The organism is Deinococcus arboris, assembly GCF_009755355.1.
GTDB classification, from domain to species: domain Bacteria; phylum Deinococcota; class Deinococci; order Deinococcales; family Deinococcaceae; genus Deinococcus; species Deinococcus betulae.
Genome location: NZ_WQLB01000043.1, coordinates 19,790 through 29,893 on the forward strand (window position 1 = coordinate 19,790; position 10,104 = coordinate 29,893).

Genomic DNA, 10,104 nt, shown 5'->3' on the forward strand with positions numbered 1-10,104 from the left:
AGAGCACGCGGCGGCCGCCTTTCTCACTTCCCTCGTCTACTGCTCCCATTCTCTGGAGGATCAAATGAAGCGACTCATCGTGCTCAGCTTGACGGCCTTGACCTTGCCCCTTGCCAGCGCCGCCCCTGTGACTTATACCGTGGTCAGCGGCGCCACCCAGCTGAATCTGATGACGGTCGAGAGCCAGACCAGCGTGGAGAACTTTACGGGCCGCACCAGCAAAGTGAGCGGCACGCTCCGCTACGATGCGGCGGCCAAGAGTGGCAGCGGCACCGTAACAGTTGACGGAACCAGCATCACCACGGGCAATGGCATGCGCGACACCCATATGAAGAGTGCCGACTGGCTCAACTTCGACAGGGCGCCTGCTGTAACGTTTAAAACCACTTCGGTCAAATTGATGAGCGGCGACAAATACACCGTCACTGGCACACTGACCATGAACGGCGTTACCAAAAACGTGACCAGCACCGCCACCGTCAAGCAGACGCCAGCCAGCTCGGCCACCAAGGCGGCCGGCCTCAAGGGCGACGTGTTGGCCGTGAGCACCAGCTTCCCAGTGAAGTTGAGTGACTACGGCGTCAAGAACAGCCGGATCGGCGGACAGGTCAATGATACCCTGACGGTCAGTCTCAAGTTTGTCGCCAGCAGCGGCAGCTGATCGCCGCATGCTCGCCCGCCTCCGCCGGCCTCTGGGCATTCTGGCCCTGCTCTGCCTCCTGGCGCTGCTGGTCACGCTCCTCACCGGCTGGTGGTATGGCCGGGGCGCTCAGCTGGTGCAGTTGGTGACGCCCACGAGCGCCGCCGCCACCAGTTTGTTCGGCGAGAGCGGGCCGGGCACGCTGATCGGCTCGCCACAGCAAATGATCATTCGGGATCCGGAGGCCTTTCTCGACGGACGGACGGCAGGTGGCGCCCGCTATGTCAACGATACCTACCTCAAAGCACAGAACATCTACCCCCTGCAGCTCAAAACAGTGCGCTTTGTGCAACTAGCCGTGGCTGCGGGCTTTGCCGCTGCTCTTCTGCTCTTCGGCGGGTTATGGTTCTTGGCCCGACGCCGAACATAGAGTGGCACACTGAACCGGGGACTCACCGGAAAGGCTTGCCACTCTATGTGCTGCCTGAACGTGGTCGCAGGAAGATTCAGAAGACCGTGGAGCGCTGTGTGAGTTTAGAAATGACTGCGGCCACTGTTGTGCTTGCTGCATCTGACTGGACCACCGAGTCACCCTCAGTCATCCATGATAAGCCCAGGCATACTCGTCTTCACACCTGGGTTAGGTGGTCAAAGCCGAGCAAGGGTCACTCAGCCAATAATCTTGAACTGCCCGCTTGACCCAGGAGTTGCAGACGTTCGCCGAGAAGCTGGAAGCCGCAACTTGACCCCATCATGGTCAAAGCGACCCAGATCGCCGCCTGATCCTCAGGCGGCGATCTGCTTGGCGGTGGTCCAGTGGCGTAACGCTGTGAACTGGTTGATTCGTCTGATTGTGGAAGGTACAGTCGTTCGGGTCTGGCGGTGAAGATTCGTGGTTCGAGCGTGGAGCGCAAGAAATTTTTGGGTTCGTTGTCCTCGCTTGAAGCCCAGCTGTGGGCATTCCTGCTGCAGGGTTGATCGACGAGATTGCTCGATCAGGTTGGTGCAGCGTGCAGCAGAAACGACCCTGACGTGCTCCACGCTGTGCAGCACAGGAAACGCTCTGATTGCTGCTCCTTAGCTTGTCCGTTTGAATTACCGTCGGGACGTCATGTTCCCGCAGCAGGTATGTAAAAAGGACATTGCAGCCTTGGTGTCTTGGTAGTCCTGGAGCCAGATGTACAGGACTTGACCGCGCTCATCCACAGCTCGCTACAACCAGTGCGTCGCCTACGAACGTTTACACACATCTCGTCCAGATGCCAGCGAGAACCCCGCCGGCGTTCTCGCTGGCGCAGTTCCTGTACCAACAATGAGGCGAATTTGATGTTTCACTGCCGCAGGGTTTCGTGACTGACATGGATGCCCTGCTCGTGAAGCAGTTCTTGAACGTCTCGCTGACTGAGGAGAAAACGGTGCAGTAAGGCTTGCGGTCAGTCACGGTTCATCAGCCTACTGGGCTTAAGTTGCCAGAATCGCATTGAGGTTGCAAAACAGGATGTTACTCTGCCAAGACACGTTTCTTGTCAGTAGCGTCCTGGCCCGGTTTTCCTGAAATGACTCCCACAAGAGCCGACTTTTCCTGTTCCTGCAGACTTGACTGTGAGTCGGGGAAGCCCTTCACGCTTGAGTGATCTGAAGATTTTTGACAGTCCCAGAATTTATTCTGATGAGACCTTGGAGGTACAAGCTATGCGTGTTCCCGTTTTCATCATGCTTACTGCACTGCTGCTCACCGGATGTCGCCAGGACCTCGCAGAGGCTCCTCTGCCGACTCCAGTTGTCGAAGAGCCAGTCAAGCCCCCTATGCCCGTCATTGTCGGTGCACCCATTGCCATTACCTTTAGTGGCCTGGGCGAGGCCCAACCGGTCGTCACCGCTCAAACTTTGAGTGGACAGGCCCTGACCAGTCCAACCAGCGTGACAGTCGGTGAAACGGCCACTGTACGGAGTAGTACAGACATTGTCCCTCCCGGACAACCGCGCTCAGCGGGCTTCCGTTACCTCCACGTCACCTTTCCAGTCAGCGTTAGTGGTACGGCTGTCACAAACTTGACGTTTCTAGGTGCAGCGCTCAATGGAAATCCTGCTCAGAGTGCGGTCTATGCCCTGACCAAGTACCCAGGTGGCAGTGCGGCTCCATACACTGGTAGCGAATTGACCGCGTTGGCCGCTGCTATTGATCCAGCCAGCCCAGTCACGCAAGATGTCTTCGCGCAGGTGCCCGCACTGGTGCCAGGTGAGGAAGATGCTTTACAGCTGTACAACGAGGCGGATGTTGCGGGCCTCACGCTGCCGAACGGTCAGCAGGGCAGCGTGCTCCCTTACGGGTTCGTGAGCCATGCAGGACCTAGCCGAACCCTTCCTGTTGGGTCTAATACGGGGACAGTGACGCTCGCCATCAAAATTCCTCTTCAGGCCTTGCCGAAGGATGATCCATATACGGTCCAACTCACCTTTGTGCCTGTCCTTGACAGTGTTACGAGTATCACAGAGTCTCTGGAAGCACAACTTCCCCGAAACCAGACGGCGTTCCAGGCGGCGGTCAACCGTCTTGGAACGCCAGTCATCAAAACGCTCGCAGGGTCAACACGAACGAGTGGCACGGTGTTCTGCCGAGTGCGCGTAGCAGGAAATGCAGGCAGCCCGAATGCCTTCTTGACAGCTTCGAGCGGCGCGTCGTCTTCCCCTGGTCAACTCGATACATGTTTCGGGTCTGGTGGCATCGTGCGTGTTGACGCCCGAACCAATGACGATTTGCGTGGCGTCGTCGTACAATCCAGCGGAAAAATCGTTGTGGCTGGGGACGCATCCTCAGCTCAAAATGATTCAGATACGGTGCTTGTGCGGTACACCGCTGAAGGGTTGCCTGACACGACGTTCGGCACAAACGGTCGAGCAATCAATGTATTCGGGGGCGACGATCAGGTGCTTGGCCTCCGTCAACAGACCGACGGTAAACTTGTGATTGGTGGGACCAACCGGATTCCTGGTGTGAACGGAAATCCCAGCACCTATGGAACGGACTTCGCCGCGACGCGCTACAGCGCGGATGGTGTTTTAGACTCATCGTTCGGCACGAATGGCTACGCCATCGTGAATAGAACGGGAGTGGACTCACTCACAGCCCTTGCCGTACAGGGTGATAATAAAGTGGTTTTGATTGGCACGACGACCACAAGTGCAAGAATCGTCCGTTTGAATGCGAACGGTTCGCTGGACACGACCTTCGATACGGATGGAATAGTTGACTTTAAATACAGTACGACCGCTCTTGTCCAAGTCCCAAACGCCGTAGAGATACAGTCTGATGGTAAAATCGTTGTAGCCGGTTACACATCTGAAGCGGGAAATGACTACGAGAATGTTGCTTTGGCTAGATTTAACGCCAATGGTTCTTTTGACACGTCTTTTGACGGCGACGGCATAGTTATTACCGATGCTACGCAACGCATTGCCTCTGTGACTAGCTCTGGATCAGATCGGGCGAACGGACTGACCATTCAATCGGATGGCAAAATTGTCACTGTCGGTTCTGTGGGCGATCGTAATCTGGGATCGAGACAAGACATCATTGTAGCACGTTACCTAACAACTGGAGCGCTCGATACGAGCTTTGGCAGTGGAGGTATTGGATTTTTTGACCCCGGAAGAAGCGGGAATGCCTTGGATACTGCGAATGCTGTCCGGCAACAAACTGACGGCAAATTGGTGATCGCTGGGAACTCCAACAATGGGGCAGCCACAGGAACTGACCCCCTACTGATGCGTCTAACGACCACAGGGGCGCTGGACACCGCATATGGAACGCAAGGCTATCTCCGTGCGCCGATCGACAGTGGCAGCATCACCGAATACGGTTACGCACTTGATCTACAGAGTGATGGTAAAGCAGTGGCAGCAGGAACCGTTACTGGTAGCCCGTCGGACGGTTTCATCATCCGTGCTGTTCCGTGAGTCTTTTGGCAGCTTAACCTCAGTAGGTTGACACGCTCAACTGCCGCCGCTTCTTGCTCAAGCAACGTGATGTGCAGGCACTGCTCTCCACGCGTGGCAGCTGAGTGAGCCACGGGACGCTGCGACATAGAGTCCTGATCATGTGGCAGTAACGGTGTGCAGTGCTTCGGGCGGCTTATCTGAGGTTCTTCGTCTGGCGGCGTGATCGGTGAGCCACCGTGCGCGGCATCGCAGCTCTTGAGGCGACAGGCCTGATTCAACCTCCAGCCTAGACCGCGCGCTGCTATGGCCTAGATCAGAGGGACCGTCAAGTGCATTCGCAGAGGATGCCGCTGCCTGGTAAGCAGCTCGAGAGGAGAGGGGGTGAGCTCAGCTCACCCCCTCTCCCTCTGCCCCTCAGACCTTGTTGTCGTCTGCTGCGGACCGGCCCAGCGGCACAACACTTGGTCCAGCAGGTCCTGTGGGGCCCTGCGGCCCCGTGGGTCCAACCGGCCCTTGTGGGCCTGCTGGCCCTTGTGGCCCCTGAGGTCCTTGTGCCCCTTGTGCGCCAGTCGGGCCCTGCGCACCCACTGCGCCGGTCGCGCCTTGTCCGCCGGTGGCTCCGGCAGTGCCGGTTGGTCCTTGGACCCCTTGCGGCCCCTGGGTACCCTGGAGACCGGTGGGTCCTTGTGCACCTGCCGCACCTGTGGCGCCTTGTACACCTGTGGCACCAGTCGTTCCGGCTGGCCCCTGAATCCCCTGGGGTCCTTGTGCACCCTGGGCGCCAGTTGGACCCTGAGTGCCGGTGACGCCCTGCACCCCTTGCGGACCCTGAGCTCCCGTTGGCCCGGCATTCCCTTGTGCTCCGGTGGCACCAGTGACTCCAGCCTGGCCCTGAATGCCTTGGGGGCCCTGAGCTCCTGTTGGTCCTGTGTTGCCTTGCGCACCGGTCGCACCAGTTGGACCTTGAGTGCCGGTGACGCCCTGCACCCCTTGCGGACCCTGAGTTCCCGTTGGCCCGGCATTCCCTTGTGCCCCGGTGGCACCAGTGACTCCAGCCTGGCCCTGAATGCCTTGGGGGCCCTGAGCTCCTGTTGGTCCTGCGTTGCCTTGCGCACCGGTCGCACCAGTTGGACCTTGAGTGCCGGTGACGCCCTGCACCCCTTGTGGACCCTGAGCTCCCGTTGGCCCGGCATTCCCTTGTGCCCCGGTGGCACCAGTGACTCCAGCCTGGCCCTGAATGCCTTGGGGGCCCTGAGCTCCTGTTGGTCCTGTGTTGCCTTGCGCACCGGTCGCACCAGTTGGACCTTGAGTGCCGGTGACGCCCTGTACCCCTTGCGGACCCTGAGTTCCCGTTGGCCCGGCATTCCCTTGTGCCCCGGTGGCACCAGTGACTCCAGCCTGGCCCTGAATGCCTTGGGGGCCCTGAGCTCCTGTTGGTCCTGCGTTGCCTTGCGCGCCGGTCGCGCCCGTAGCTCCAGTGCCCCCCGTCGCGCCTGTCTGACCCTGCGGACCATCCAATCCAGTGGCGCCCGGCGCTCCGGTTGCCCCAATTTGTCCTGTTGGACCTGCAGGACCCTGTGGCCCAGCCGGGCCAGGTGCCCCTTGAGGCCCGGTCGCGCCTGTCGCACCGGCGGGCCCTTGTGGCCCTACTGGCCCTGGAAGACCCTGTGCTCCCGTCGGACCAAACGGTCCAGGGGCGCCCGTGGCGCCATTTGCACCTGTGACCCCAGTGGCCCCGGCGGGTCCTATTGGCCCCGCCGGCCCTTGTGGCCCTACACTTCCAGCGGGCCCCACAGCACCCTGCGGGCCGGCTGGCCCCGGTGCCCCCGCCGCCCCAGGGGCGCCCATCGCGCCAGTTGGACCCTGCGGACCTACTGGACCTGGAAGACCCGGTGCTCCCGCCGCCCCAGTGGCACCCGTCGCGCCAGCCGGGCCTTGTGGGCCAGCAGGTCCCGCCACCCCAGCCCCGGTCGCGCCCGCCGGACCGACGTCACCCTTGTCTCCTTTCAGTCCTTGGGCGCCAGTCGGTCCGGCAGGCCCCGCTGAGCCTTGTGGACCGGCTGGGCCTGCCACGCCAATTCCAGCGGCTCCGGCATCGCCTTTGTCGCCCTTTGGTCCAGGGGCACCATCAACGCCAGGACGCCCTCGTAGTTGCGGCAATTCATCAAGGCTGACAATCACAACACGCCCGTTGCGAATCATCAGCACTTTGCCCTCGTCTGCTGGCGTGATAGTCAGGCCTGAAATCTCCACTTCAGTGGTTTGAGCACGGGCCACGGTCGCAAAACTGAGCAGCGCGGTGAGGGTCAACATCATGGTTCGCTTCATAGGGACTCCCTGGGATCAGGTAAGGTGAAAGGTAAGGTCTTAGGGAGCAGGCGCCGTGATGGTGCGTGTCGCTGCGCCAGCCGGGCCCGCCGTGCGGACGCTGGGCAGGACCAGCGTACCAGGCAGCGTGCTGCCACTTAAGACCGTGATGGTGCCACCAATAGCGGTCGCACGGGCCTGGACATTGGCATTGTTGTTGCTGAGAATTCCCTCCCGGCTCTGCGTCACGCGCCTGGCACTATCACTCACCGGAATTGCCGTGAAACTGAAGGCGTACGGATCGTCTTGGGTGTTGGCTTGCAGCGGCACCTTCATGCCAATCACCATGCGATTGGCTTCGGTCCCTACCGCTAAGATGCGGCCCAGGGTGCTGCTGTTCAGGACGGTGAAGCCATACGGCAGGAGTCCCAACATGCCGGGTGGCGTGTACAAGTCGCTCTCGGGCAGATACTGCACTGTGTCATCCGTGTTCGGCAGGACTTGCAAAGCGCCTGTCGTAGGATTAACCGTGCTGGCCTGCGCAGCTTGCGTGCTCAGCGCCAGTGTCCCGGCCTCTGAAGGGGTGTAGGCCGCGGCGCCGGGCGCGCGGATGAGGGCACTGATGGCCGTGTCATTGAGACTGCCTGTCGTCCGCACACCCAGGAAACTGACATTGTTCAGTGCCGCAGTACTCGTGACGCTGACCACCGAGTAGACGTACCGGAAGCCGGTCGTACGGGCCTGACCGGCGGGAATGATGTCCACACTGCCCCGGTTGAGCACTCGGACGGGCACCACGCTGCCTTGCTGGTCGGTGAGGGCCTGCTTAGCCACGGCCGTGTTGAGCTTGACGGCGAAGTCAGGGGTGCCCAGCCCGGTAAAAGTGAGGGTGAAGGGCTGACCGACGGGTGTTAGGTCGGCGGTGGGGGGCTCACTGGGTACGGCAGGCTGGCCACAAGCGCCAAGGAGCAACGTGCCCAGGAGGAGAAAAAACAATCGATTCATATGGTCGCTCCTATTGAATCCGAAGGACGTCGGTAGTGAAATTGCCTGCACTGGAGGAAGTGCTGGTGATTCCGCCTTACGGATTGGCCGCCACGCGGATACACGAGTAATTGTTGAGGTCTTATCGTAACTGAAGGTTGCCGACGGTAGAGGTGGCACTGACCGGGACGCCGCGGGGACTGGTGACGATGTGGCCAATGAATTATGCGAGTAGAAGCGGTAGGCTGCACGCCATCCAGGCGATTGAATGTAGACAGCGGGCGTAGGGGTGCTATGCGCTGTGGGACTTAGGGAGATAGGGAAAGAGTCGAGGTTCACCTGATGCTCTGCATGCACCTAGACGACAGTAAGAGAGTGAGGCATAAAAGTGCAGCAACACGCATACGGTTGAGCCTCCAGCGAAAAGAGCAAACGGTTGAGATGACCTTGCGCCCGAATCCGAAAGGTCTGCTTCCACTCAAGATATAGAGCGGCGCTCACAAACTTCAGACATCCCCTTGAATGAAAGAATAGATGGAGGCACTGGCGCTTGTTCTTAAGCATAGCAACGAGCGGTTCTGGCGATTTAACCTCATCGTAATGCCCCAGCTCGTTGCCTGATTTTGAGCCAACGCGGCGTTCCAGTGCCGCAGCACTGGTTGACTCGTTTGATTGTCGAAGAGACAGTCGTGCGGGTATGGTGATGAAGATTCGAGGTACGAGTGTGTAACGCGAGAACTTCCTGAGCTCTCCGTCGTCGCTTGAACCCCAGTTGTCCGCGTTCCTGCTGCCGTGCCCTGCGGTGCGACTGTTCGATCATGTTGTTGCATCAAGCAGTCGAAAGCACTTGGACGTGCTCCACCGCTTGGAGCACGCAAAGCGCTGCCCAGTAGCTCCGCACCTTGTCCGTTTGAATCATCGTCGGGACGTCATACTGCCCCAACAGGTGCGTGAAAAAGGACGTGACGGCCTCAGTCTCCCGGTAGTCCTGGAGCAAGATGTCCAGAACATGGCCGTGCTCATCCACAGCTCGCCACCGCCAGTGCGTGACCCCACGAACGTTCACATGCATCTCGTCCAGATGCCAGCGAGAACCGGGGTAGTGTTCTGGCTGGCGCAGTTCCTCCGTCAAGAGTGGAGCGAACTCGATGTCCCACTGACGGAGCGTCTCGTGGCTGACGTGAATGCCACGCGTATGGAGCAGTTCTTGGACAGTACGCTGGCTGAGGGGGAAGCGGCGGTACAGCCACAGCGCATACCTAATGATGCTCAGGGGAAAACGGTGGCGGGAGGGCTTCTGGTCAGTCACAACTCACCAGCCTACCGGGCTTAAGTTACCAGAACTCATCCTGGCGAGGCCCTTTCAGTTGCCTAGGCCAGCCGGCGGTGGTAACCGCCTCCATCGGACTGAGCGCGTATCAGGGGTAGCCCCCGGACGAGTCGCCCGCGCCGGTGCCTGACGCCGACACCCTGCAGCGCCGCGCGGACCTCGCCATGTACCAGGCAAAAACGGAGGGGAAAACAGCTACCACGTCTTTCATGCCGAGATGAAGGCCACCGTGCACGCCCAGGAGCGCCTTGAGACGGCGCGGCGCGCTGGTGGACCGGCAGGAATTTGCGCTGCCCTCTCAGCCGCAGCTGCGGGGCAGTGCCGTGACCGGCGTGAAGGCGCTGCCCCACCGCGACCTGGGGGAAGCCCCGCCTGAGCAGTTCATTCCGATAGCCGGGGACAACGCTGTGATTCTGCCGCTGGGCACCTGGGTGCTGGACCAGGCCGCGCGCTGGCAGGCGGCAGGCACCCCGCTGCGGGTGGCGGTCAATATCTCGCCCCGGCCGTTCGCCCAACCCAGTTTTGTCGACAGCATGCGCGACCCCCTGACCCGCCACCACCTGCGCGGCGAGTGGCTGGAATTGGAGGTCACTGAGCGGCTGGTGATCCGGGACATTAAGGGCGCGGCGCGGACCATCCGTCAGCTTCGCCGCTTGGGCGTGCTCATGGCCCTGTGCACCTTTGGGGCCGGCCATTCCGTCCTAAGCTCTCCAATGAAACTCACCGTGGTGGCCAAAGGCATCGAGACTGAGCGCCAAGTGCAGCTGGTGCGGTTCCTAAGGTGCGAGCAGGTGCAGGCTTTCCTGTTGGCCAGGCCCAGGCCCGCCGCTGAACTCACCCATTGGCTGGTCACTCTGTGGGAGGGAACGGCACAGTAAGTGCCGCCTCGTGCACTGAGAACCTA

The 10,104-nt window shown here is 60.5% G+C and carries 5 protein-coding genes and 2 pseudogenes; 4 read left to right on the forward strand and 3 right to left on the reverse strand.

The genetic code is table 11. The features are described from left to right. Positions 1-64: 64 nt before the first annotated feature. Together GO986_RS20470 and GO986_RS20475 are read left to right on the forward strand one after the other, a co-directional pair. On the forward strand, positions 65-661 hold the full coding sequence (locus GO986_RS20470; RefSeq protein ID WP_157461377.1) for a YceI family protein: 597 nt from the start codon (positions 65-67) through the stop codon (positions 659-661). Between the two features lie 7 nt (positions 662-668). After that, on the forward strand, positions 669-1,070 hold the full coding sequence (locus GO986_RS20475) for a hypothetical protein (RefSeq protein WP_157461378.1): 402 nt from the start codon (positions 669-671) through the stop codon (positions 1,068-1,070). 356 nt (positions 1,071-1,426) lie between these two features. Here the strand turns inward: GO986_RS20475 and GO986_RS23115 are convergent. Beyond that, positions 1,427-2,064 (reverse strand): annotated as a pseudogene (locus GO986_RS23115) (IS6 family transposase); the annotation flags it as partial. Between the two features lie 268 nt (positions 2,065-2,332). On the opposite strand from GO986_RS23115, the gene GO986_RS20480 reads away from it, so the two are divergent. Continuing rightward, on the forward strand, positions 2,333-4,597 hold the full coding sequence (locus GO986_RS20480; protein ID WP_157461379.1) for an NHL repeat-containing protein: 2,265 nt from the start codon (positions 2,333-2,335) through the stop codon (positions 4,595-4,597). Positions 4,598-6,946: 2,349 nt separating this feature from the next. Here GO986_RS20480 and GO986_RS20490 read toward each other — a convergent pair. Both GO986_RS20490 and GO986_RS20495 read right to left on the reverse strand, forming a co-directional pair. Continuing rightward, the gene (locus GO986_RS20490) at positions 6,947-7,891 is read right to left on the reverse strand and encodes a hypothetical protein (RefSeq protein WP_157461380.1); all 945 of its coding nucleotides are present in this window, start codon (positions 7,889-7,891) and stop codon (positions 6,947-6,949) included. A 571-nt stretch (positions 7,892-8,462) separates the two neighbouring features. Further along, a pseudogene (locus tag GO986_RS20495) lies at positions 8,463-9,179 on the reverse strand (IS6 family transposase). Positions 9,180-9,448: 269 nt separating this feature from the next. On the opposite strand from GO986_RS20495, the gene GO986_RS20500 reads away from it, so the two are divergent. Continuing rightward, on the forward strand, positions 9,449-10,078 hold the full coding sequence (locus tag GO986_RS20500) for an EAL domain-containing protein (protein ID WP_157461381.1): 630 nt from the start codon (positions 9,449-9,451) through the stop codon (positions 10,076-10,078). Positions 10,079-10,104 lie beyond the last annotated feature (26 nt).

Excerpts from the sequence above, each read along its gene's own strand:
- GO986_RS20470 (WP_157461377.1), top strand. The coding sequence starts at position 65 with ATGAAGCGACTCATCGTGCTCAGCTTGACGGCCTTGACCTTGCCCCTT.
- GO986_RS20490 (WP_157461380.1), bottom strand. The coding sequence starts at position 7,891 with ATGAATCGATTGTTTTTTCTCCTCCTGGGCACGTTGCTCCTTGGCGCT.
- GO986_RS20480 (WP_157461379.1), top strand. The coding sequence starts at position 2,333 with ATGCGTGTTCCCGTTTTCATCATGCTTACTGCACTGCTGCTCACCGGA.
- GO986_RS20475 (WP_157461378.1), top strand. The coding sequence starts at position 669 with ATGCTCGCCCGCCTCCGCCGGCCTCTGGGCATTCTGGCCCTGCTCTGC.